The sequence below is a fragment of the Thermocaproicibacter melissae genome (assembly GCF_024498295.1).
GTDB lineage: Bacteria > Bacillota > Clostridia > Oscillospirales > Acutalibacteraceae > Thermocaproicibacter > Thermocaproicibacter melissae.
Map to the genome: position 1 here is coordinate 311,687 of NZ_CP101827.1, position 23,496 is coordinate 335,182.

The window sequence follows — 23,496 nt, forward strand, 5'->3', positions numbered from 1 at the left end:
CTCCCGCCTTGTTCAATTCACCGAGCGTGCGCAGGAAATCTTCGAGATGCTGTACTCAGCCCCAACTTCCACGGACACATCTGAAACAATCTGTTATATTTTAATTATTTTATACAATTAGTTGTTTTGCGTTATGCTATTTCCACGCCCAAAAAGGTCGTCAGCGCTGAAAGAACAAAAAACAGGGCACGCTGCGGCGTGCCCTGCTTAGTTTTTATTTTGCGGTTTTCCCGCAGCTGAAGTTTACGGTTCGTCGTCGATACTCTCGGATTCTTCCGAGCTGTCATCGTCCACGATATCGGCGTCGTTCGGCTCCACCTTGAACGGACGAAGGTAGTCTTCGTCATCGTCGGCAATTTCCTGATGTGCCGCGTCCGGCTTGGGTTCTTCATCCGCTTCAAAGCCGCCGCTCAAGTCTTCGTCTTCACAGGCGTTTTCCGCCGGATCCTGCTCCTTGGTGGGAACGGCAAGCTCGTCGAGCTTTGCATAAGCGCGTTTCAGGCGTGCACCTGCATTATCGACCGCCTTGCAGTACTCTTCGGTTTCCTCGTTCTGCGGGTCACGCATATTCTGGTAATAGTATTTTCCAAGCTGAATAAACGCATGATTTTGCGCGTCTTTTTCTGTTTTAATTACAATTTTCAGTCGGTTCATTATGGCCGCTTTGCGGTTCTTATCCACAATGTAATCGACCGCCTTGGTAAAGGATTGCGTAGCGTTTTTCCAAAAGTCCATTGAAAAATCCCTCCTGCCAGACGGCTCAGTTCTTGGTTTATTATATCGCATTCCCATCACAAATAACAGTATTATTTCATCTATTCCTTTTTTTATGTCGGTATGATATAATAACGGAAGCACAGTCCAAGCAGTTTTTTGAAATCAGTCTGTCAGGGAGTGGGCCGGAAGAATGTCAACACAGATGAGCAAAGACGTAGGCTGCCCGAATTGCGGCACGGCCGTGCGGACCGAGATGTGGCCCGGCATCTGCGCGCAGGAGCACCCGGAACTGCGCAGCCATATTTTAGACGAAACCTTTTTTGATTGGACATGCCCCCACTGCGGTTATTCGGCCCAATTTGAATATCCCTGTCTATACCATGATCGTGAACGCCGCTTTATGATTTACTTGGCGCCGACCGGAAGCGGGCAGGAATTCAAGCCCGTTGATGTAAGCGAAAAATTTCCTCAGCTTGCCGGCGTTACCAAGCGAGTGGTCGCGTCGCCCGCCGAACTGAAAGAGAAAATCCTGATTTTTGAGTCCGGTCTTGACGATTACGCCGTGGAGCTTGTAAAGCTCGGCCTTTCGGATGTTCTGGAGCAAAAAGACGGAATCAAGACCCTGCGCGCGTACTTCTGCGGAGCAGATGAATCCGCGAACCGCATCTGCTTTGCGTTTTGCCAAGAGGGCAAAAACGGATTCACGCTGCGCAAAACAAGCATGGACGCATACCATAAGTCGCTCGAGATTACCGAAAGGTTCCGCGGAAACGATGAAAACCTCTTTGTTCCGGTCGATTCGCTCACGGCGCGCGATATGCTTGACGAATATTTCGCCGAAGAAGCCTAATTTTGCTAGAATGAAAATACCAGTCGGGGAACAACTCCCTTGGGCTGGTATTGTTATATCCCGCCGGATTTGGGCTATGCGGGAGCTTGAATCGGAAAAAGGAAGTGTGTCATGCTCGGGGTAATTGTCAATGTCTGCACCGTGCTCGCAGGCAGCATAGTAGGACTTCTTTTCAAAAAAGGAATTTCCGAAAAATTTACTTCTGCTATTATGTGTGCCATCGGCCTGTGCACGCTTGCAATCGGCGTTAAGGGGATTTTCAACGACAACAATACACTTGCCATGATTCTTTCGCTTGTTCTCGGCACCGCCGTCGGAACGTGGATCGACCTCGACGGGTGGATTACGAATCTCGGTGAACGCCTCGAGAAACGCTTTGCGAAGCAGGACGGAACCGTCTCCGTAACACAGGGATTCGTCACGGCGAGCCTGCTGTTCTGCGTCGGCTCCATGACGATTGTCGGGTGCTTGAACGCCGGACTCAAGGGCGACAACCAAATGCTTTTCACGAAGTCTCTGCTCGATTTGATTTCCGCCGCCATTCTCTCCGTGAGTCTCGGCATTGGGGTCCTGTTTTCGGCTGCGTTTGTGCTGGTGTTTCAGGGCGCGCTCGTGCTTCTTGCCGGAGTCCTTCAGCCCGTGCTTACCACGCCGATGATTAACGCCATTACGTGTGTCGGGTCGCTTTCGATTCTCGCGCTCGGCCTCAATCTGCTGAAGATAACAAACATCAAGGTTGCAAACCAGCTGCCCGCATTGGTGCTGGCGCCGTTTATCTGCTGGTGCCTTACCGCTGTTGGGCTGGGATAAAAAAGCTGTGTAAAAAAGCAGGTGCTCTGCAAAGGAGCACCTGCTTTTTGTTTTTTGAATTGGAATCAGTAATTTTCTGCTCTGCGTTCAAAATATGCCTGCGGATGACGGCAGGTGGGGCAGACTTCCGGAGCTTCTTTGCCCACATAGACAAAACCACAGTTGCGGCAAACCCATACGGTGGTCTCTTCACAACGGAAAACGAGGTTGTCTTGCACGTTTTTCAGCAGCTTGAGGTAGCGTTCCTCGTGCCGCTTCTCAACCGAAGCAACAAGGCGCATTGTCTTTGCAATTTCGAGGAATCCTTCTTCCTCGGCGGTATCGGCCATGCGCTTATACATGTCGCTCCACTCGTAGTGTTCGCCGTCTGCGGCAATCTTCAGGTTTTCTTCCGTGGTGCCGACGGCTCCGCCGTTCAGGTACTTATACCACAGCTTTGCGTGTTCTTTTTCGTTGTCTGCGGTCTCCTGGAAAATGGCGGCAATCTGCTCATAACCCTGCTTTCTCGCTTGGGAAGCGAAGAAAGTGTAGCGTGTGCGCGCTTGAGACTCGCCGGAAAAAGCCTCTCTCAGGTTGGCTTCTGTTTTACTGCCCTTTAACTCCATGGTTCCTTGCTCCTTTCGTTTTTACCACCGTATTATTTTCTGTATATTTCTAGCCACATTATACCAACAACAATCAACAAATTCAATGAACATTCCATGAAGGTTTATATTCCCTTTTCTGCCTCAGCCAGTACTTCCGGAAGATTGACTACAAGCTCGTGATAATCCATTCGGTATTTTCTGCCGTAAAGCAACAGCACGGCACGGATGTAGTTTGGGCTGTATCGGCGGCAAAGCTCATTTTCGGCAATCAATTCTTTCAGGTAGGCTGTCACATACTCGATGCCGCCCGGATTCTCCGGTTCTTTCCTATGCGAAAGCTGCAATACAAATTCGGGCATAGAAAAAGCGGGACTTCGGAATTTCCGAAGTCCCGCTTTGTTCGTTTGCTTTCGCTTACTTAGGAAGCAGAAACCGTTTTGCCTGCCTCCAAATCTGCGATTGCATTCAGAACATTCTCTACATCGTTCTTCGTGCAGAGGCCGTACACGGTACCGTCAAGAACGGCAGTATAGTGCCGGTTATCAATTGCATAAAGCGCAAGTGTGTTGGTGGTTGATTTGTCAAAGAACGAATACTTTATGGTAATTGCAGGCGTACCGGACGGCATCTTATCTGTCTGGTCATAAATCACGAGACTGATAAGCGTCTGGTAGGCATTCTTGTAGTTCTTGTCGTAGTCCAGTTCTTTGCCGTCTGTGCCTGTGACTTTGTAGTTATAAACCTTGTTATCTTCCGTAGAGGATTCGGTGTTTTCGGTGCGGCTTACGTTGATAACATCGGTCTTGCCGGAAGAAGTAATTTCAATTTTCTTCACGGTGTTGATGTTAGGCACGAAAATGAGCTTGCTGCGCAGTTTGAACAGATCGGTGTCCGTCAACGCGCTTACATCGCTCGCCGAAACCTCATAGATGACATTGATATTGTCTACCATCGCGTAGTAGCCTTTTGAGCTCTTATTGCCGATGATGAGCGTATGATTTTCTTTGTTGACGGAGTAAACCGCCTTGACGGTTGGATTGTCGAATCCGTACTGTTTCAGCGCCGCGGCATCGGGTTTCGTTACAACCGCCGAATCCGCCGTGAGGCTTCCTAGAACGCCTAGCAGGTCCGTAACATTCTGCGCGTCAACCTCATACTTTGCTGGCGAAACAATGGTCGGCATCTCGTCAATTTCCTGAATTACCACAGGTGTGGGGAAATTCTTGCCCGTAAGCGTAATTTTATGGAATACATTTTGCGGATTTGCTTTCGACGTGGAGTCGGAAGAATCCGGTGTAATGGAAAGCATGTCTGTTTTCACGAAGTATGTGGCAGCCTCAAGAATACCGTCGTCAACCGCAACCACATAGACATTGTCCGAATTCAGACCGCACATATAGTAGGTACCGGAGTTTGTGGCGGTAGCGCTGCCGATTTTATAGCCGAAATCGGAACCGTCCTTGTATTTCACTTCAACGGTTGCCTGCGGGTCTGTGAGGCCAAAATCACTCAAATTGTTGACCTTGCCGATATTCTTCAACGCACCGAGGCTAATTCCGTTCTGCACGACGGCGTTTGCCCTGTCGATGTTAATGGGACAGCCCGAAAGCTCCTGTACCGTAAAGTTAAGGGAAGTGGACGCGGCGGAGCTGGAGCCGATGGTACCCGTCGGCATAGGAATGATTGTATAGCTGCCTTTTTTGTTCTTCACCGTCATGGAGGCAACGTCGCTGCTTGTTTTGGAAATCAGCTGGATGGTCTCAGAGGAATCGGAAGCGGATGAGCTTGACCCTGTTCCGCCAAGCTTATTCACCGCAAATACCGCACCGCCGAGCACCAAAGCTGCGGCTCCGGCGATGATCAGATTTCTGGTGCTGCTTTTCATGTCACAGCGTCCTCCTCTTGCGGTAGACAACAATGCCTGTAATCATAATAATCAGCGGAATCAAGAGGGTAAACACGCCATAGCCAAGGCCGATCATAGTCTTGGAGCTGATGGCTAAATCCTTCGTGTAAAGCTCATGATACTGTGTATAGACGGTGGAAGCGGAATCGGTTGTGCCGGTTACATAGCGGGAGAGATCGCCAAGGAATGAGGCGTTCCCGAACACATCCGCTTTCAGCAGGCTCGAACTGAACATGGTGGTTGAGCCGCAAAGAATTACATTTGCGTAATAATCCTTCTGGTCAATGTGAATGGACTGCCGAGACAGCGCCGCTGCATTCTGTGCGGCCGGTTCCGACTTTGTGGTCGTGTTGTTGTCAGTGGCCTTTACAACAACGGACTGGTCGCTTGTTTTCAGCAGCGAATATGTTGTTTTGTTGCCCACACTGTTTGCCTTAATCGTAACCGGTGCAATATTGGTGGCAAACACGTCATCGTAGCTGCTTTTCTTTCCGCTCAAATCCAAAGAATTCTGAACATCGGTGTAAATGTTAAATGGGCTTTGATAATATTTCGTGTCGTCCTGTTCCTCAACAGCTGCGTTCGTGTCAGCGGAAAGGCCCCACTCGTTAAGCAGGTTGTTCAGATTATCAAGACTTGTTGCGCCGGCAGTTGTCGTCACAAGCAGAGCTCGGTCCATCTTGAAAGACTTGTTAAGAAGCCATTTGTCTATCTTATCCATTTCATCGTCAGTCAAGTCGTTGGCCGGGCAGCCAAGAACAAGAAGCTGGGTGTTTTCCGGAATATCTTCTGTCAGAAGATTGAAATCCTTTGTTTCAAAACTGTTGTTCTGAAGCAGGTGCTTGTATCCTTCGGCGTCAATCTGCTCGCCGTGGCCGGTGTCAAACGAAGCAATCGGCACATCTTCCGAGGTTACAGTGTTCAAGGCGGAAGCCAAGCAAGAGTCTACTCTTGAAGTTGTTGTCTGTGTGCCGTTGCTGTAACTAGTTTCAAACAGGTCACTCGCGGAAAGCACGCGGTAGCGCTTATCACTCTTTACGACAACGTCGCCTTCCTGAAGATTGTCGGACTTATAGTTAGCGGCGAATGACGGGTTCTTGTCGAGGTCAACATAAGAAAGCGTAATGTTGGAATTGCGCTCTGCCGCTTTTGAGAACAGGCGGCTGACCTGCGCATAGTCTGCAGTCGAGCTACTAAGGTTGTTGCTTTCGCATGCTTCCTTGGAAGCGCAGATGGTGATTTCCACCGGAATCTTCACTTTGTCAATCACTTCGATACATTCGGAAGAAAGCGAGTTGGTTCCGCTCTTTGTCACGTCGAAGTTGATGGACGGGTATTTGTCGCTCAGAATGCTGAAAAGGACATTCACAAGCACAACGACGGCAATGAAAATCGCGGTGAATGCCGTTGCCGTAGAACCGTGCTTGAATTTTTCGCTCTGGAAGAAAGAAGGTTTCTTCTTTTCTTCTTTTTTATCCTTTTTATTCTCTGTTTTGGAAGCTGCCTCGTTCTTTTCTTCCGCGGAAGTTTTTGTCTCCGCCTTTTCAGAAGCTACTTCTTTCGCGGCGGCTTCGGTGGATGCCGCCTCAGGATTTTCCTGTTTTGTATTTTCCGTCTCAGCTGCGGAGGTGTTTTCCTCCGTTGCAGAGATCTGCGGATCTTTTTCCTGATTCATGTTTCTGCCCCCCTTAGCTCCATCTCTTGCTTTCGAGCTTGCGGGCGGTCAAGAAAAGGAAGACCGCAGCCACGCTCAAAAAGAAGATCATGCTCGTTACGTTAAAGATACCGTTGGTGAACGGCTGAAAGCGAGCATTGAACGAAATCCAGTTTAGAATCTTTGCGAGTACATCGTTGTTCACCGTTGTGGAAAGGTCGCCCACAAGAAGCAGCACCAGGGAAATACCGAAGGTGGCAATTGCCGAAACCACCTGGCTTTGCGTCAGCGAAGAAATAAAGTTGCCGATTGCAATAAACGCAGCGCCGCAGAGGAGTGCGCCCAAGATAGTGCACAGAATACGAGGCCAGTCCGGCGAACCGATGAAACTGATAACGACGGCAGGAATCAAGCTTGCCAAAATGCCGATGGTGAACATCAGGAACGCCGCGAGGAATTTTCCGAACACGATGGAGAAAACGCCCACCGGTGCGGTCAGAAGCCCCTGGTCCGTTTTGTTGCGAATCTCTTCACTGAATGTGCGCATGGTAATCAGCGGCAGAAGAATCAGCATCATCCATGTAAATGCTGTGCTGTAAACCATGGGGATATAGCCGGAAGACTGCATCCCGAGCACCTGCTCATAGAAGAAACCGAAAATCAGGAGCATTATTCCCAGAAAAACGTAGCCAATCGGTGCGAAGAAATAACCTCTCAACTCTTTTTTCGCAATAGCAATCATCTCTTATCGCCGTCCCTTCCGAAATTGCGGTCGGCGTTGTCGCTCAGGTAAGTGGAACCTGTCAGGCGCAGGAAGACGTCCTCAAGAGAAAGCTCGCTGCTTTCCATGGAGAGAATCGGCCAGTTACGCTTTGCGGCAATGCCGAAGAGCGGACGGCGTAGGTCAGCCGACGCACGTCCGTCAATTTCATATTCGTGAACACCGGGTTCTTTCTCCCCGAAATCACGCACAGCGAGGACACCGCGAATGGAGCGAATCGCCTGCATAACCTCCGAAGGAGTTCCTTCCATCCGCACGTTGAGCTTCTGCTCTTTGCCCTGGCTTCCGTGCTCAAGCTCATACGGTGTTCCGTCCGCAACAATCTTGCCGCGGTTAATGATGATGATACGGTCCGCCACGGCCTGCACTTCCGGCAGGATGTGCGAACTAAGAATAACGGTGTGGTTTTTGCCGAGGTTTTTGATGAGGTTGCGCACCTCAATAATCTGTTTCGGGTCAAGACCAACGGTGGGCTCGTCCAGAATCAGCACAGGAGGGTTGCCGATCAGTGCCTGGGCTAGGCCGACACGCTGGCGATAGCCTTTTGACAGGTTACCGATAAGTCTGTTGTAAACATCGCTGATGCGAACAAGCGCGCAGATTTCTTTGATATGCTTTTCGCGCGGCAGGGTAACCTTTTTCAGTTCATACTGATAGTTCAGAAACTCTTTGACCGTCATGTCGAGGTAGAGGGGAGGAATTTCCGGCATGTAGCCAACGAGTCTCTTCGCTTCGTTCGGATTGTCAAGCGTGTTGTAGCCGCCGATTGTGACAGACCCTTCACTTGCGGAAATGTACCCCGTTATGATGTTCATTGTGGTGGATTTTCCTGCGCCGTTCGGCCCTAGGAAACCTACCACGGTGTTTTCGCCTACGGTGAAGCTGACATGGTTTAGCGCCACGTTTTCACCGTAACGTTTCGAGAGGTTTTTCACCTCAATCATGGAATCATCCCTCCTGAGCATATTAGCTAACATTACCTTTCTATTCTAGCAATCCGTGAAAGCAAAAGTGTAAACATTTCTTGAACGATTGCTGAGAGTTTTATTATTATAGCACAAACTTTTCGGAGAAAAAACCCTTTCCTGTAACTTGGCGAAGAAATGCACATCAAGATTTTCCTTCAGGTTATGGAGAACCCGCGGTTGCCCGAAAGTTCCATTCGCGGTATAATGATTTTATCACGGTGAGCCGCAAAAGTGCGGCCAAAGATGCCGCAGCCTTCCGCACGGGGCTGCCGGTGCGCGAAAAAACGTGCGGAGAAACGGTGGAATAACATGGCAGAAATCAAACCCTTCCGCGCTTTGCGCTATACGGCACAAGCGGGAAAAATCGAAGAACTCACCTGCCCCCCTTACGACATCATCAGCGAGGAAGAGCGCGTTGCATTTCTGAACAAGAACCCCCGCAACGTCATCCGGCTTGAGCTGCCGAAGGGCGAGGATCCTTACACGGAAGCAAGAAAGACTTTGAAAACTTGGCTCGCGGACGGAACGCTTCGTCGCGACACAGACCCCGGCTTCTACATTTACGAAGAGGAATTTGAGGCCTACGGCGTCCGCAAAAAAGTAAAGGGCTTCATCTGCCTTGTGAAGCTCGAGGAATTCTCAAAGGGTATTGTGCTGCCGCACGAGGAGACGCTTTCCAAAGCAAAGGAAGACCGTTTCCGTCTGATGCAGGCAACCGGATGCAACTTCAGCCAGATTTACTCCCTCTACATGGACGAAGCGCATATCACCGGCGCAAGGCTTGACGCGCTTTCTTCCGGCAAGCCGCGCTATGAGTTTTCGGACGGTGCCGTCACGCACCGCATGTGGCTCGTCAACGACAAGGAAGCCATCAAGGCAATCTGCGCCGACTTTGAAAACCGCAAGCTTTATATCGCGGACGGCCATCACCGCTACGAGACCGCGCTGAACTACCGCAACTATTGCCGTGAGCACGGCATCGCCAAGGGCGGCGAGGATTATGTGATGATGATGCTCGTGGATATGGAGAACGACGGCCTCGTGGTATTCCCGACGCACCGCCTGGTGCGCGGCCTTTCCGGTTTCAACGCCGAAAAGCTGCTTGCCGCCTGCGCCGACGAATTTGAGGTCATTCCGCAGCAGGGCACGGATACCATTGAGCGTGTGCTGAACGAAAAATATCTGCAAGGCAAAAAAGCATTCGCGTTCTACGATGGCGGGGAGAACTGGACCCTGCTCGTGCTGAAGGACATCGGCGTGATGCGTTCCGTTCTTCCGGATAAAAGCGAAGCATACCGCGGTCTTGACGTTTCCGTCCTGCACAACCTGATTCTTGAAAAGTACCTCGGCATTGACAAAGAGAACATGGCAAAGCAGGTCAACCTGACTTACACCCGTTCTCTGCAGGAGGCGCTGGCTTCGGTACAAAGCGGGGAAAGCCAGTGCGCGTTCCTTCTCAACCCGACCCGCGTCACCGAGATCCGCGACGTCGCCGCCGCGGGCGAAAAGATGCCACAGAAATCCACATATTTTTACCCGAAGCTGATTACCGGCCTCGTGATGAACAAACTCAACGACGACTGATTTTCCCGAAAATTGTAAAAGCCGTACCGCAAATTACGCGGTACGGCTTTTTTCTTAATGAAACTTGCCTTCGGAAATCAACGTATTCAGCTTCAAAATCAAGACCTGCGTTTTGGAGTCGCAAATCTCGCCGTTCATGACCATCTCCACAGCCTTGCTCAGCGGGATTTTCTCCACCTCGAGGAATTCTCCCTCGTCGAGGTCATCGCTGCCCCGGCTTTCCACACGGCAGGCGTAGAGGAAAATAATCTCATTCGTGTAGCCGGGGGAGGGATAGAGCTTGCCGAGGTCGACGTAATTTTTTCCGGTAACGCCCGTCTCCTCGCGAAGTTCCCGTTTGCCGGCCTCCAGCGGGTCCTCGTCCTTTTCCAGTTTTCCCGCCGGAAGCTCCAGCACAACCTCATGATACGGGTAACGGTACTGCCGCACAAAGAAAAGCTCGTTGTTGTCGGTCAGCGCCGCCACGCAGACGCCGCCATGGTGGTCGACACATTCGCGTGTTACGACACGCCCGTTTTCAAGTTCTGCGCGGTCAACGTGGAAATCGAGAATTTTGCCTCGGTAAATGTAATTCTGCTCCAGTGTTTTCTCGGTCAATTTCATGGAATCTGAGGTTCCCCTTTCCGGCCGAAATCTTTTCCACAAGTTTTTCAAAAACAGTTGAAAACTCAGTTTTCCGTTCCTGCTATTTTGCCCGAAAAGCCGCATGCAGCCTATGTTTTCCAATTTTCTAATAAGTAATTACCTGTTGTTGAAAACCTGTGTGCTTTTGTTGATTTCCGCTTTTACTTAGTATATGCGTACGTGAAATCGGGCTCATAATCGTAGAGAATCCGGTAAAGCGCAGCGGCACGCGCACGGTAATACTCCATCACTTTTGTGGCGGTTGTCACCCGTGCCACGCTTCCGCCAGTCTGTACACTTTTGCCGATTTCCTCGATTGCGGCTGCTTTTCCGTCTTCCCACTTTTTCTGGTCGGCCTGGATTTTACTCCATTTTTCCGCATCAGTGGTTTCGAGCTTCGCTTTCAGCTCCTCCATCGCGTGGGTGATTTCCTTGTTCCAGAGGCTGGTAAACTTGCCCGTAAGCTCAACAATGTCCGTCGTTGTTATGAGCGTAGACATCTCCGAGGCATAGCGTTCATCAATCGGGTTATTCTTAAACTTTTTGTTGAACGCTTCGCTGTCTGTACTTATAGTATTAACCGGACCCTCGTCTCCGCTCCCGCGGTCGTTTGCATTTTCCGAGGAAACCTCGGCCTGAGAAGAAGCGGCCGCTTTGGAATCGGCGGCGGAAGAGGGCGACTGGCTCACAACCGTTTTCTTCTCAGAGGAGGTCTGCGAAGAAGTGGAATCTCCAGCTACGGTGGGAAGCGTTACATTCGAGCAGCCTGCCAGCAGAAGTGCTGCGCAGAGTGCTGCTCCGACAACTTGAACGGCCTTTTTCATGACTGATACTCCCTTTATTCCTGTGTATTTTCATCTTCGGAAATCATTTCGGGTTCTTGCGCTTCCTGCTGGATTTCTTCTTCGGTTGCGCCTCCTTCCTCGGCGCTTCCGTCGTCTTCGGGCTGAGCGGTTTCTTCCTCGTCGCTGCGTGTGGTGCGGGCGACCGTTACCACACGGTTTCCTTCGCCGACACGCATGAGCAGAACGCCCTTAGCCGGACGTGAGCAGACGCGGATGCTGTCGGCATGGATGCGGATGATGACGCCGTTGGAGGAAATGAGAATGAGGTCGTCATCGGGGTCAATGACCTGAATGGCCGCGACGTTTCCGTATGGTTCCACGCGGTAGTTGAGGATTCCCATGCCGCCGCGCTTCTGGAGGCGGTAGTCGTCAATCGGCGAGAGGCGGCCGAAGCCGGTCTCGGAAACCGTGAGCACAAACGCGCCCGGGCGCAGAACGCTCATGCCAACAACCTTGTCGTTCTCTCGGAGGCTAATGGCTTTCACGCCGTGAGCCGTGCGGCCCATGGGACGGACGTCGCTTTCTTTGAAGCGAATGGCGTAGCCCAGATTCGTCGCCACAAGCAGTTCATCGTCGCCGCTTGTGAGGCGTACCCAAGAAAGCTCGTCGCCTTCGTCGAGGGTGACGGCATTGATGCCGTTTTTGCGAACATTGCTGAATGCGGAAAGCGGCGTTCTCTTGATGACGCCGTTTTTCGTCACCATCACAAGGTAGCTCTCGTTGTCAAATTCGCGCACGCGAATCATCGACGTTACCTTTTCGTCCTGCGCAATGGGCAAAAGGTTTGCGATGTTCATGCCCTTGCTGGTGCGGGTGCCTTCCGGAACCTCGTAGCATTTTAGGCGGTAGGCGCGGCCGCGGTCCGTGAAGAACATCACGTAGTCGTGCGTTCCGATGACGAACATCTCGGAAGCCACGTCCTCCTCACGGCGGGTCATGCCGCTCACGCCACGTCCGCCGCGGCGCTGCGTGCGGTAAGTGTCAAGATTCTGGCGTTTGATATAGCCGAATTCCGTCAGGGTGAGCATGCACTCTTCGTCCGGAATCAGGTCTTCAATATCCATTTCACCGCTGACCGCCTCTATGCTGGTGCGGCGCGGATCGTTGAATTTTTCTTTGACCGCGAGCGCTTCCGTCTTCACGATGGCAAGCACGCGGGCTTCGTGTGCGAGAATATCTTCGTAGTCGCGAATCTTTTCGCGCAGATCGGCAAGTTCTTTTTCGAGCTTGTCTCTTTCGAGTCCGGTCAGACGGCCGAGAGGCATCTCCACAATGGCCTTTGTCTGCACGTCGTCGAGGGCGAAGCGGGCGGCTAAGTTCTGGCGGGCTTCCGCAACGGATTTCGACGCGCGGATGATGTGCACGACTTCGTCGATGTTGTCGACGGCAACTTTGAGGCCCTCGAGAATATGGGCACGCTCCTGCGCTTTTTTCAGTTCAAAGGCAGTGCGACGGCGTACCACTTCTTCCTGGAACTTGATGTATTCTTGGAGAATCTGTTTCAGCGTGAGCGTTTTCGGCTCGCCGTTCACAATGGCAAGCATAATCACGCCGAACGTTGATTGCATCTGGGTATAAGTAAACAGGTGGTTCAGCACAATCTGCGGGGAGGCGTCGCGCCTTACGGAAATCACGATGCGCATGCCTTCCCGGTCGGAGTGGTCCTCTATGTTGGTGATACCATCAATACGTTTTTCCTTCACGAGGTCGGCAATGCTTTCAATCAGCCTTGCCTTGTTGACCTGATACGGCAGCTCCGTCACAACAATCTGGAAACGGCCGTTCTTTTCTTCTTCAATTTCGGCACGGGCGCGCACGATGATGCGGCCGCGGCCCGTTGCGTAGGCGGCGCGGATTCCGCTGCGGCCCATGATGATGCCGCCCGTCGGGAAATCCGGCCCCTTAATGCACTGCATCAGGTCGTCGAGCGTCGCGTCCGGATTGTCGATGAGCATGCAGACGCCGTCGATAACTTCGCCCATGTTGTGCGGCGGAATGTTTGTCGCCATGCCGACGGCGATGCCGGTGGAGCCGTTGACGAGAAGGTTCGGGAAATGGCTCGGCAGAACCACAGGCTCTTTTAGACGGTCGTCGTAGTTCGGCTGGAAATCGACGGTATCTTTGTCGATGTCCTGCAGCATCTCCACGGCGATTTTGCTCATGCGAGCTTCCGTGTAACGGTAAGCAGCCGGCGGGTCACCGTCGATAGAACCGAAGTTTCCGTGACCGTCTACCAGCATGTAACGCATCGAGAAATCCTGCGCAAGGCGGACGAGTGCGTCATAAACGGAAGCGTCGCCGTGCGGATGGTAACGTCCGAGCACGGAACCGACGGTATCGGCGCACTTGCGGTAAGCTTTGTCCGGCGACAGGCCGTTTTCGTACATCGTGTAAAGAATGCGTCTATGAACCGGTTTCAGACCGTCGCGCACGTCCGGCAGGGCACGCGAAACGATAACCGACATCGAATAATCCAGAAACGCCTTCTTGATTTCTTTTTCAAGGTCTACGTTTATAATTCGTTCGTTTTCTATTTCATCCATTAGCGGGCACCTTCCTGCTTAAATTTCCGGTTCAGTCTGGCGGCAAGCAGATGCTCCACGCGCTCCTGCTCTTCCGGACTCATTGTTCGTTTTGGTATCAAACGGCTTTCGTCGGGTGCGGTGCAAAGCAGCACCGACGTCTCGTCGGCGTAAGCCGAGAAAAACATCTCATAAGGAATTTTGGCTTCGTAGCGTTCGCCGTGGAACTCTACGCAATCTTCTCGAAAAACAACCTGCTGCGCGGCCACGCCGCACAGTCCTTTTTGAAACTGCACAGCGGCCATCCGCCTTACGACTGCCTCCTGAAACGGATAACTCACGAACAGGAGGAACGCGCCCAAAACGGTGCAAACCCCGGCAAGCCACTGAAACGGGCGGCCGGTTGCATAGTGAAGAACAAACAACACCACGCCGATGACGAATAATGCCGCGCCGACAAGCTTGTTTACCAAGCGGTAGTTTCCCTCTGCCTGCATTTTCAGCCGCGCGGCGGCGCCGTTCATGTAGTCTTCACAGGTGACAGCAAAATTGAGCTCAACCGGCTCCATTCAGCTTCCTCCTTTTCTGGACGGCATCCGGTACCATCGGCCGTCGAACGCATAGCGCATCAGGCCCGAAAGCTCCTCGGCCTGTTCTGAGGGAAGCCCCTCCTTTTTCAGCACAAGAAGAAATCTTTGGCGGCCTCCGGCTGCGCAAATCAGGCGGTCTGTTTCCACGCAGAGGGAAAAATCCGTCCAGTATTCGACCATGTGCTCACATTCGGTCACAATCTCCGCGCTGCGCCGCGAAAGCGTGATTTTGGCGGGGAGGGCTGCCAAAGGGCAGCAGCGAAACCAATTTTCTGCCCGGTTTCTCTGCCAGACAGGCTGGAACAACCAAATGACAATCCCTGCCGCAAGGCAGAGAACGGACACCGCAATCAAGGTTGCGCGAACGGAAACTCTTGCCCAGCTGAGCGGAAGAAACGACGCGGCGATCCCGCCCGCCGTAATGCACATCAGCATGCGCACCGAGCGCCGCCTCATGGGTGCCGAGAAAAACAACGCTGCCTGAAAGGCCTCGGCAAAATCCCGCGCCGTGAGCGTTTGCTGCACGGTAACCGGTTCCTCGATTTTTTTGGGCATCTGTTTCCCTCCGTTTACTTTTTCGGCCGCGTCCCCGCGGTGAGCATTGCCTCAACATAGGGGAGAAACTCATCCTGCACGCACCGGAACGGAATAATCACGCACCGCAGCGTGCGGGTAAGTGCTTCCTTTTCAAACGGATAAACCAGTGTAAACGCCTTCTCCGTGCGGAGCAGCTCTGCCGTTCCGTCGAGGGGAAGTTGGCTGCCGGTTTCCGGCAGCTCGATGCGGTCCGGGTAAATTGTTACTTTGCCCATTCCGCTTTCTTGGTACTTTTTCTTCTCGTGATTCAAATTTGAATACGGCATAGCAAGAAATGAGACAGTTATCAGGCTCAGGCAAACCAGAATAATCCAGTTTTTCGGTGTATCATACGCGATAATCTGCCGAAAAGTGACGACAGTATAGAGTACAACAATTGCCGCCATCAGATAATCCAGAAAATCCGTCGTGCGTAGAAATCCGGTTTTGCGGATATTTTCGCGGATTTCTTGATCCGTGAGGTCACAGACCAGCGAAATTCCGGTCTGCGGTTTTTCAAAATTTTTCGTGCAGTCGGAAACAAGTTTCGCTTCCTGCGGCGGGATCTTTTCCGCCGTACTTCGCCCGGGGTCTCCGTCTGCGGCCGGCGTGGAATCTTTTCCAGAGGGTCGCACTTTCGATTCCCGTTCCGTGAAAACTGTAAACATAAAATTTCTCCTTTTTCAGGTTGCTTCATGGACGTTCCAAAGCGAATCAACAGCCAAATGGTTTGCAGGTTTTCATGGACGTTGGCTAGAAGTTATTCTTGTTAGGAGACTCTGGTGCAGTGCAAGAAAATCAGGTTTTTGTTTGGAGTATTTCAGCGGCGGTACGCTTTTTACACGTCGAGGTTTTCTACGAACTTAGCATTCTTTTCAATAAACTCACGGCGCGGCTCGACCTTATCGCCCATTAGAATCGTGAACGCCTCGTCGGCGGCTTCGGCATCTTCAACCTCCACACGGCGCATAATTCTGCGCGCCGGGTCCATGGTGGTTTCCCAAAGCTGTTCGGGGTCCATTTCACCAAGGCCCTTGTAGCGCTGAATTTCATATCCGCTCTGGAGTTGCGCCATCAGCTGGTCGCGCTCTTTGTCGGAGTAAGCGTAGTAATGCTTTTTATTCTTCGTCAGCCGGAACAAAGGCGGCTGTGCGAGGTAAATATGGCCTTGTTCTACAAGCGGCCTCATAAACCGGTAGAAGAACGTCAGCAGCAGCGTGCGGATGTGTGAACCGTCGACGTCGGCATCCGCCATGATGATGATTTTGCCGTAGCGGAGCTTGGTGATGTCGAAGTCCTCGCCGACGCCGCAGCCGAGCGCCGTAACAATCGGCTGGAGCTTCTCGTTTCCGTAAACTTTGTCGAGTCTGGCCTTTTCGACGTTCAGCATCTTGCCCCAAAGCGGCAGGATGGCTTGGTAGCGCCTGTCGCGTCCGCCCTTTGCGGAGCCGCCTGCCGAGTCGCCCTCGACGATATAGATTTCGGTTTCTTCCGCGTTGCGGCTCTGGCAGTCCGCCAGCTTGCCGGGGAGGGATGCCTCCTCCAGCGCCGATTTGCGGCGAACCATTTCGCGCGCTTTGCGCGCCGCTTCGCGTGCGCGGGATGCCGCCAAGGCCTTGTCGAAAATCGCGCGTGCCGTGGACGGATTTTCCTCAAGGTAAGTCGCGAGCTTCTCGCTCACCATGTTGTTGACGAGGGTTCCGATTTCAGTGTTGCCGAGGCGAGCCTTCGTCTGGCCTTCAAACTGGGCCTCCTTCAGCTTGACGCTGATAATGACGGTAAGACCTTCGCGAAAATCTTCGCCGCTCAGGTTTTTGTCATTATCTTTCAGAATATTGAATCTTCTGCCGTAGTCATTCATCACGCGGGTGAGCGCGCGCTTGAACCCTTCTTCATGCGTGCCGCCGTCCGTCGTAGGAATGTTGTTTGCAAACGACAGCATCAGCTCGTTGTAGCTGTCGTTATACTGCATGGCGATTTCCGCGGTTGCGGAATCGTCTGGCGCAACGGCCGAAAAATAGATGATGTCCGGGTGAATGACCTCAAGAGCCTTTTTCTTGTGAATATATTCTACAAAACTCTTGATGCCACCCGTATACAGGAAACTGTCTGAGCGCGGTTCCTCGGGGTTGCGTTCATCGCTCAGCGAAATATGCAAGCCGGCGTTAAGAAAAGCCTGCTCGCGCAGACGCACCTGCAGCGTCTCGTAATCGTATTCTGTGGTTTCTTTGAAAATTTCGGGGTCAGCCTTGAAGCGAACGGTGGTTCCGGTGCGGTCGGTCGGTCCGCGGTCCTGCAAATCCGTTACGGCCTTGCCGCGCTCAAAGCGCTGAAAATAGATTCTTCCGTCTTTGCAAACTTCCACTTCGAGCCATTCCGAAAGCGCGTTTACAACGGAAGCGCCCACGCCGTGCAGACCGCCGGAGACTTTATATCCGCCTCCGCCGAACTTTCCGCCTGCGTGAAGAATCGTGAACACGACGGTAACCGTCGGAATTCCCACTTGATGGTGAATACCAACCGGGATTCCGCGCCCATCATCCGTTACGCTGATAACGTTGTCGGGCAGAATCTTAACATCAATGTTTTTACAGTACCCGGCAAGCGCCTCGTCGATTCCGTTGTCAACAATTTCATACACTAAGTGATGCAGACCGCGAGGCCCTGTTGTCCCAATATACATTCCAGGCCTTTTCCGAACTGCTTCGAGTCCTTCCAGAACCTGAATTTCACTTTCGTCGTAAGCTTCGCCCGCCTGAGTTACTTTGCTGAATTCCAAAATTCAACCCTCCATGTACGGTATCCGCGTCGGCTTTGCCGAGCGTTTCCAGCCGTATCCGCCCACAGCAGCTTTTTTCTTCTACTGTAAGCTGTTATCTTTCTTAAAATCTCTTCCGTTATCTTTTTATTTTACAATGATGCATTCATTTTTTCAAATGGCCGTTTTTTGCAGGTTTTTTCTCTTTCTTTGCCTGCGGCTTGTCCGGCTCCGCCTTCCGAAAACGCACGGAAAACGGAAAGAGCAAGTAAAAAGCCGTCACGCCAAGCACCGTAACTGCCAGCATGAACGGCAGGTTCATGTCGGAAATAAACAGCAGGCCGTAGTTGATGAGGAACAGTATAGCCAGCGCACCGAGAATATAAACCACGCGTGCCAGACGGGATATCCGGTAAGGCTTCCCGCAGTGAGGGCATACGCCGGTATGTTTTTTCCCGCGCTGCTTCAGTTCCGGGTAAAGAAACCGGGCCTTGCAGTAAGGACATGTCGGTGAAATCATAGCGTTCTGCCGTAACGCGGCGGCTCCTGAGGCTTTTTTCTTTGCTGCGGCCTCGGCGGTGCCGGCTTGCGAAGTCTCACAAAAAGTGGAGAAACCAGGAAAAACGCAAGAAATAGCAAAAAAACAGCTCCAAGCGTAAACGGCGCAAACGAAGAGTCAAAAATCAAGCCGAAAATGAAGATGACAAGGCTCACAAGAATTACGGTGAGACCTAGGGTATAAAGGCTCCTGTCCAGATGCACATTCGAGAGCCCTCCGCATTTTGGGCAGATATATTCGCCGCGGCGCCGAAGCGTCCAGGATTTTGCATAGTTCAGCGTTTCCCCGCAGTAGGGGCAAGCGGTTTTTTTCTTTCCTTTCATGGCTCCTCCTTTACAGATTTGAAATCTCGTCGGTAAACCCGGTTCTCTTCAGTAGCGTTGCGGTTGAGATTTGGGATGTATAAACAATGATTTTTCCCTTGCTGTCTTGGCAGAGGATAAAAGACTTCGGCATCTCGTCGGAAATGCTGACGACCTGCCCGGCCTTCTGCGCCGCCGCAAGGTAATCGCGTGTGGTATTGGAAATTGTGGACGTCTCGAGGTCGAAAATCCCGATGACGTCTTTCATGCGGATGACAATATCCTGGCCGAGATGAAGAAACATACTTTTCCTCCCGATGGTCAAGTTCCGGCCGTCATTTCTTTCGGAACGCCGTTCTCCACGCGGAACATTTTTCCGCAACATTCGGCGTTCACCGCGTCCGGCTCGCAGCAGGTAATGAACACCTGGAATTTTTTCAGCCGGTTCAGCAGGTAATACCGCCGCTCGGCGTCCAGCTCGCTCAATACGTCGTCAAGAAAGATGACGGGAGTTTCGCCGGTCGTCTTTTCAAGCAATTCGGCTTCGGCCAGCTTCATGGCGATGACCGCCGAGCGCTTCTGCCCTTGCGAGCCGTAGGCGCGGGCATCCATGCCCGATATTTCCACGAGCACATCGTCGCGGTGGGGCCCAACGCCCGTGTGCCCGGTGAAGATGTCATTTTTTCTTTCCCTACGCAGTGCTTCCGCAAAATCGGGCGCGCTCCTTTCATAACGGAGCGAGAGCGTTTCGCGCCCGCCGCACATTCCGCTATAAAAAGCGGCAGCCCGCGGAGAAAGCTGTTCGAGGTATGCCGCCCTTCCGCGCATGATTTTCTCGCCGAGCTGAACAAGCCTTTCGTCCCAGACGTCGAGCGTATCGAGAAGATCCGCGCATTTCGGAATATCTTTGAGCAAAGCGTTTCTTTGGGAAAGGCTCCGATTGTATTCCGCAAAAACGGCGGCATAGGCGGGCCGAATCTGGCAGAGAGCCGCGTCGGTGAAGGCACGCCTTCCCGCCGGGCCGCCCGAAAGCAGCGAAAGATGCTCCGGCGAAAAAACAGCAGCGCGGAATTCGCCGATGAGCGCGGAGCAGGAGCGTTTTTTGACGCCGTTCAGTTCCGCGGAGCGCCTTCCGCCGATTATGCTGATTTTCGCCGTTTGGTCGCGGCCGTCGGCAAAAAAGTCGAGCCGAATTTCGGCGCTTTCGCAACCGCTGCGCACAAGCTCCGGGTCCTTGGCACCCCGAAAGGAGCGCTCGCCCGTAAACAGCCACATTCCCTCGAGAAGGTTGGTCTTTCCCTGCGCGTTGCTTCCGTAGATGACGTTTTCCTCCGGCCCCGGAACGATTTCGCCGGAGGGGAGGTTGCGGAAGTCCCGCCAAGCAAATCGCTGAATCTTCACGCTTTGGCCGCCTCGTAGATTTTTCCATTAAATTCGGCACGGTCTCCTGCGCGGAGCTTTTTGCCGCGCATATAGCACACGGCGCCGTTGACCTTCACTTGGCCGCTTTGAATCGCCTGTTTTGCCTGGCCGCCGGTTTCAAAGGCTCCGCCGAGCTTGAGAAGGCTGTCCAGCCGGATAAAATCGCCCTCGAATGTAATTTTTATGGATTCCATGTTTTAATCTCCTCCACTCTTAAGCCGCACGGGGAGGACAAGGAACAGGAACGAATTTCCCGAAACCGGTGTCATCGTCAGCGGGCTGAGAGCGCCGTTCAGTTTGATTTTTACTTCATCGCATTCCGTATTGCGCAGTGCGTCGAGCAGGTAGCGGCTGTTAAAGCCCATTTCCACCTCATCGCCGGAAATCTTAGCGGCAAGCCGGTCGTTTGCGCGGCCGATTGCTGTTGAGCACGAAAGGCGGATGCACCCTTCCGAGAACAGGCAGCGCACAGGGCTGCGGAGCCGTTCGGTAATCAGGAGGGAGACGCGTTCCAAGCTGGCGATGAAATCGGAAACGGAAACCTGAATTTCCGTTGCGCTTGTTTTCGGAAGCGCCGCGCGCCAGTCGAGAAACTCGCCTTCCAGCAATCTGGAAATCACGGTGTAATCGCCGATGCGGAACAAAATATGCCTCATGCCGATTTGAAGCTCCACCGGGTCGTCGTTGTCGCCCAGAAGCTTCATAACTTCGCTCAGGGTCTTGCCCGGAACCACGAAGTTGTTCTTTTCTCCGCAGGAAATCGGCTCTTCCCGGATGGCCAGCCGGTAGCCGTCGACGGAAATGAGACGGATTTTCCCTTCTTCCATTTCAAACAGCGTTCCGGTGTAAATCGGTTTTGCGTCGCTTTCCGCTACGGCAAACAGCGTTTGGCGAATCATTCCCTTTAAAGTGGAGGAAGGGACTTTCACGGTTTTTTCTCCGGTGATGTGTGGCAGCTCCGGGTATTCTTCTGCCGGAATTCCGGTCACCGAGAACTTTGCTTCGCCGCTTTCAATCTGCGTTACATATTTTTCGTCGCAAGAAAAGTTCACGGTGTCGCCCGGCAGCCTGCGCACGATGTCCCCAAACAGCTTTGCACCCATGACGATGCTGCCCGGTTCCTTTACGTTCGCAGCAATCTCGGTGGTCATCCCGATCTCAAGGTCGAAGCCGCAGAGTTTTACGGTTTCGCCTCTCGCAGTAAGAAGGATTCCTTCGAGCGCCGGAATGGAAGATTTCGAGGAGACGACGCGCTGAACATTCAACACCGCCTCATTCAATTTTTGCCTGTCGCAAGAAAACTGCATATTGTAACCGCCTGCTTCCTGTAAAAGTAAAGTCTGAAAGTATTTTTTCAGCATTAGGAGTAGTGTGCATGAAAAAGTTGAAAATATTGGCAACCCCAGAATTCATCAGACAATTCACTGTATAAATTTTCAGAAATGCGTTGTTGTAGGAATGTTGAAAAATGAAAGCAAAACCAAGAATTCAACTCTCTGTTGAAAACTTTGTGGGGAAAGTTGAAAACTTGTGAAAAATTTCTCTGAGAAGAATTTCAGGTTTTCAACCGGTTTGTGAGATGTTGAATTCTTTTCCCGAAAAAATGTGGAAAACTTTTTACGTACAAAAAGGCGCAGGAAATCGAAAAATTCCTGTCTGTATAATTTTTTTGAGAGACGCTACCGGTCGCGGATATTCTTAATAATATCGTTCACGGTAGCCTTAATCTTCGGGTCGCGTGCTGTCTTTTCGTCAATCTGCTGGAGCGCATAGACGACGGTCGAGTGGTCGCGGCCGCCGAATTCCTGCCCAATGCTCTCCATAGACATGTCCGTAATTTCACGCACGACATACATAGCGACCTGTCTTGCGTTGGAAATGTTCGCCGAACGGCGCGAGGAACGGATCTCCTCGGCCGTGGTGCCGAACGTACGTGCGACTTCGTCGATGATTTTCTCGACGGTTACCGGTGTAGGCTGGTCGTTGTTGATGATGTCGCTGATTGCCGCCTGCGCGGTCTGGATATTGTATGGATCGCCGTTGAGGAGGTGGAATGCCTTCATTTTCTTCACGGCGCCCTCCAGCTGGCGGATGTTGTTCTTCAGCCGGTTCGCTATGTATTCGATGACGCCGTCCGGAAGGTCAATTTTCAGAAGCTCCGCTTTGCGCTTGATGATTGCGATTCGGGTCTCGAAATCCGGCGGCTGAATATCCGCGGTCAGGCCCCACTCAAAGCGAGTGAGAAGACGCTCCTCCAAAGTCTGAATATCCTTCGGCGGACGGTCGGATGTGAGCACAATCTGTTTTTTTGCCTCGTAGAGCGTGTTGAAGGTATGGAAGAATTCCTCCTGCGTCGAATCCTTGCCCGCGATGAACTGAATATCGTCCACGAGCAGAACGTCGGCGCGGCGGTACCGGTTATGAAAATCTCCCGTTGTGCCTCGGCGGATTGCTTCAATCAACTCGTTTGTAAATTCGTCGCCCTTAATGTAGATGATATTCATGTCCGGGTGAGTGCGGTTGATTTCGCTGCGGATGGCGTAGAGAAGGTGTGTCTTGCCGAGGCCGGAGTTCCCGTAAATGAAAAGCGGGTTGTAGAGGGAAGCCGGTTTGCTGGCGACGGCCATGGAAGCGGCGTGCGCAAATTTATTGGACGGCCCGACGATGAACGTGTCAAACGTAAATTCATAGTTTTCGCTTGCCGCGGCCTCATCTTCCCGTTTCGCCTCAGGCTTTGCCTCTTCCGGGGTAATCAGCCGAATCTGAATCTCTTGGCTGAACACCTGACGGAATGCTTCTTCGAGAAGATCCTTATAATAATGTAAAACCGTCTGCCGGTGCAGCTCATTCGGGACCTGCAGGACGGCAGTGCCGTTGGAAAAGTCCAGTGTCAGCGGTTCAATCCTGCCAATCCAGGTTGAAAACGCAATTTCCGTGATTCTACTTTTGCAGTAGTCGCAGACAAGGTTCCAAACTTCCGTAAACGATTCCATAACTGATCTCAAACCTCATTTTCCCTCGGAGCATTTTTTATCTTCCTGTGCCACCCACTGGCCGTTTTCGGCACAATGTTTCATGAAAGCACAAAAACCCATTTATAATCATAGCACAAATTGATGCTGTTTTCCGCAAAAAAAGCAAAGAAAACGTATTTTTCCATTTATTTCAATTTTGCACAAGAACAGCCTCCGTCTTTTGCACAAGAACAGCCTCCGTCTAACAGCACAAAAACCAAAAAGTTGCCCTGTGGAGGGAAACTTTTCAAAGAAATTTTATTTTCCGGTATTTAGAGATATTTTTCCAGATACAATATTACCATAATTGTTTGCAAAGAAACAGCACTTTTCTGCAAAATTTCTTCTCGAGGGTTTTAGAAAAGCTTTAAAACTGTGGAAAAGGCAGGAAATGGAGTTTATCGAAAGAAAAAGTCTTTTCAACCGA

24 protein-coding genes are annotated in these 23,496 nt (G+C 51.9%); 3 read left to right on the forward strand and 21 right to left on the reverse strand.

Annotated features, from left to right (window positions below):
* Positions 1–243: 243 nt before the first annotated feature.
* Positions 244–735 (reverse strand): hypothetical protein, encoded by a 492-nt coding sequence (locus NOG13_RS01570; RefSeq protein ID WP_283110567.1) that lies wholly within the window; start codon positions 733–735, stop codon positions 244–246.
* A gap of 172 nt (positions 736–907) precedes the next feature.
* Between NOG13_RS01570 and NOG13_RS01575 the strand changes: the two genes are divergently transcribed.
* Together NOG13_RS01575 and NOG13_RS01580 are read left to right on the forward strand one after the other, a co-directional pair.
* Positions 908–1,567, forward strand: a complete 660-nt coding sequence (locus tag NOG13_RS01575) for a CpXC domain-containing protein (RefSeq protein ID WP_283110568.1) — start codon at positions 908–910, stop codon at positions 1,565–1,567.
* Between the two features lie 111 nt (positions 1,568–1,678).
* Positions 1,679–2,377, forward strand: a complete 699-nt coding sequence (locus NOG13_RS01580) for a DUF554 domain-containing protein (protein WP_283110569.1) — start codon at positions 1,679–1,681, stop codon at positions 2,375–2,377.
* 65 nt (positions 2,378–2,442) lie between these two features.
* Here NOG13_RS01580 and rbr read toward each other — a convergent pair whose 3' ends face one another.
* From rbr to NOG13_RS01610, 6 genes are all read right to left on the reverse strand, one after another.
* Positions 2,443–2,982, reverse strand: a complete 540-nt coding sequence (rbr, locus tag NOG13_RS01585) for a rubrerythrin (RefSeq protein WP_283110570.1) — start codon at positions 2,980–2,982, stop codon at positions 2,443–2,445.
* A gap of 104 nt (positions 2,983–3,086) precedes the next feature.
* On the reverse strand, positions 3,087–3,323 hold the full coding sequence (locus NOG13_RS01590; protein ID WP_283110571.1) for a DUF6179 domain-containing protein: 237 nt from the start codon (positions 3,321–3,323) through the stop codon (positions 3,087–3,089).
* Between the two features lie 59 nt (positions 3,324–3,382).
* Positions 3,383–4,849, reverse strand: coding sequence for a DUF4340 domain-containing protein (locus tag NOG13_RS01595; protein WP_283110572.1), 1,467 nt, complete (start codon positions 4,847–4,849; stop codon positions 3,383–3,385).
* A 1-nt stretch (position 4,850) separates the two neighbouring features.
* Complete coding sequence (locus NOG13_RS01600; RefSeq protein WP_283110573.1) at positions 4,851–6,545, reverse strand: motility-associated ABC transporter substrate-binding family protein; 1,695 nt, start codon at positions 6,543–6,545, stop codon at positions 4,851–4,853.
* Between the two features lie 13 nt (positions 6,546–6,558).
* Positions 6,559–7,266, reverse strand: a complete 708-nt coding sequence (locus NOG13_RS01605; protein WP_283110574.1) for an ABC transporter permease — start codon at positions 7,264–7,266, stop codon at positions 6,559–6,561.
* Positions 7,263–8,249, reverse strand: a complete 987-nt coding sequence (locus NOG13_RS01610) for an ABC transporter ATP-binding protein (protein ID WP_283110575.1) — start codon at positions 8,247–8,249, stop codon at positions 7,263–7,265. Before NOG13_RS01610 ends, NOG13_RS01605 begins: the two co-directional genes overlap by 4 nt.
* Before the next feature lie 333 nt (positions 8,250–8,582).
* Between NOG13_RS01610 and NOG13_RS01615 the strand changes: the two genes are divergently transcribed.
* Positions 8,583–9,857 (forward strand): DUF1015 domain-containing protein, encoded by a 1,275-nt coding sequence (locus NOG13_RS01615; protein WP_283110576.1) that lies wholly within the window; start codon positions 8,583–8,585, stop codon positions 9,855–9,857.
* Positions 9,858–9,911: 54 nt separating this feature from the next.
* Here NOG13_RS01615 and NOG13_RS01620 read toward each other — a convergent pair whose 3' ends face one another.
* From NOG13_RS01620 to dnaA, 14 genes are all read right to left on the reverse strand, one after another.
* Positions 9,912–10,460 carry an NUDIX hydrolase gene (locus NOG13_RS01620; RefSeq protein ID WP_283110577.1) on the reverse strand — a complete coding sequence of 183 codons (549 nt, stop codon included), beginning with the start codon at positions 10,458–10,460 and terminating at the stop codon, positions 9,912–9,914.
* Positions 10,461–10,642: 182 nt separating this feature from the next.
* Entirely contained in the window at positions 10,643–11,305 is a 663-nt protein-coding gene (locus NOG13_RS01625) for a lysozyme inhibitor LprI family protein (protein WP_283110578.1), read from the reverse strand.
* Positions 11,306–11,319: 14 nt separating this feature from the next.
* Complete coding sequence (gene gyrA, locus NOG13_RS01630; protein WP_283110579.1) at positions 11,320–13,869, reverse strand: DNA gyrase subunit A; 2,550 nt, start codon at positions 13,867–13,869, stop codon at positions 11,320–11,322.
* Positions 13,869–14,417, reverse strand: coding sequence for a YcxB family protein (locus NOG13_RS01635; protein WP_283110580.1), 549 nt, complete (start codon positions 14,415–14,417; stop codon positions 13,869–13,871). The genes gyrA and NOG13_RS01635 overlap by 1 nt, the downstream gene beginning before the upstream one ends.
* Positions 14,418–14,993 (reverse strand): hypothetical protein, encoded by a 576-nt coding sequence (locus NOG13_RS01640; RefSeq protein ID WP_283110581.1) that lies wholly within the window; start codon positions 14,991–14,993, stop codon positions 14,418–14,420.
* Between the two features lie 14 nt (positions 14,994–15,007).
* Positions 15,008–15,682, reverse strand: a complete 675-nt coding sequence (locus NOG13_RS01645) for a hypothetical protein (protein WP_283110582.1) — start codon at positions 15,680–15,682, stop codon at positions 15,008–15,010.
* 170 nt (positions 15,683–15,852) lie between these two features.
* On the reverse strand, positions 15,853–17,793 hold the full coding sequence (gyrB, locus tag NOG13_RS01650) for a DNA topoisomerase (ATP-hydrolyzing) subunit B (protein WP_283110583.1): 1,941 nt from the start codon (positions 17,791–17,793) through the stop codon (positions 15,853–15,855).
* Between the two features lie 145 nt (positions 17,794–17,938).
* Positions 17,939–18,292, reverse strand: a complete 354-nt coding sequence (locus NOG13_RS01655) for a hypothetical protein (RefSeq protein ID WP_283110584.1) — start codon at positions 18,290–18,292, stop codon at positions 17,939–17,941.
* The gene (locus NOG13_RS01660; protein WP_283110585.1) at positions 18,289–18,654 is read right to left on the reverse strand and encodes a TFIIB-type zinc ribbon-containing protein; all 366 of its coding nucleotides are present in this window, start codon (positions 18,652–18,654) and stop codon (positions 18,289–18,291) included. Before NOG13_RS01660 ends, NOG13_RS01655 begins: the two co-directional genes overlap by 4 nt.
* Before the next feature lie 10 nt (positions 18,655–18,664).
* On the reverse strand, positions 18,665–18,937 hold the full coding sequence (gene remB / locus NOG13_RS01665) for an extracellular matrix regulator RemB (protein WP_283110586.1): 273 nt from the start codon (positions 18,935–18,937) through the stop codon (positions 18,665–18,667).
* A 17-nt stretch (positions 18,938–18,954) separates the two neighbouring features.
* The gene (gene recF / locus NOG13_RS01670; RefSeq protein WP_283110587.1) at positions 18,955–20,034 is read right to left on the reverse strand and encodes a DNA replication/repair protein RecF; all 1,080 of its coding nucleotides are present in this window, start codon (positions 20,032–20,034) and stop codon (positions 18,955–18,957) included.
* Complete coding sequence (locus NOG13_RS01675) at positions 20,031–20,249, reverse strand: RNA-binding S4 domain-containing protein (protein ID WP_283110588.1); 219 nt, start codon at positions 20,247–20,249, stop codon at positions 20,031–20,033. The genes recF and NOG13_RS01675 overlap by 4 nt, the downstream gene beginning before the upstream one ends.
* Before the next feature lie 3 nt (positions 20,250–20,252).
* Positions 20,253–21,362: a DNA polymerase III subunit beta gene (gene dnaN / locus NOG13_RS01680; RefSeq protein WP_283110589.1), complete on the reverse strand. Its 1,110-nt coding sequence runs from the start codon at positions 21,360–21,362 to the stop codon at positions 20,253–20,255.
* Between the two features lie 372 nt (positions 21,363–21,734).
* Positions 21,735–23,048 (reverse strand): chromosomal replication initiator protein DnaA, encoded by a 1,314-nt coding sequence (dnaA, locus tag NOG13_RS01685; RefSeq protein WP_283111131.1) that lies wholly within the window; start codon positions 23,046–23,048, stop codon positions 21,735–21,737.
* Positions 23,049–23,496: the final 448 nt, after the last annotated feature.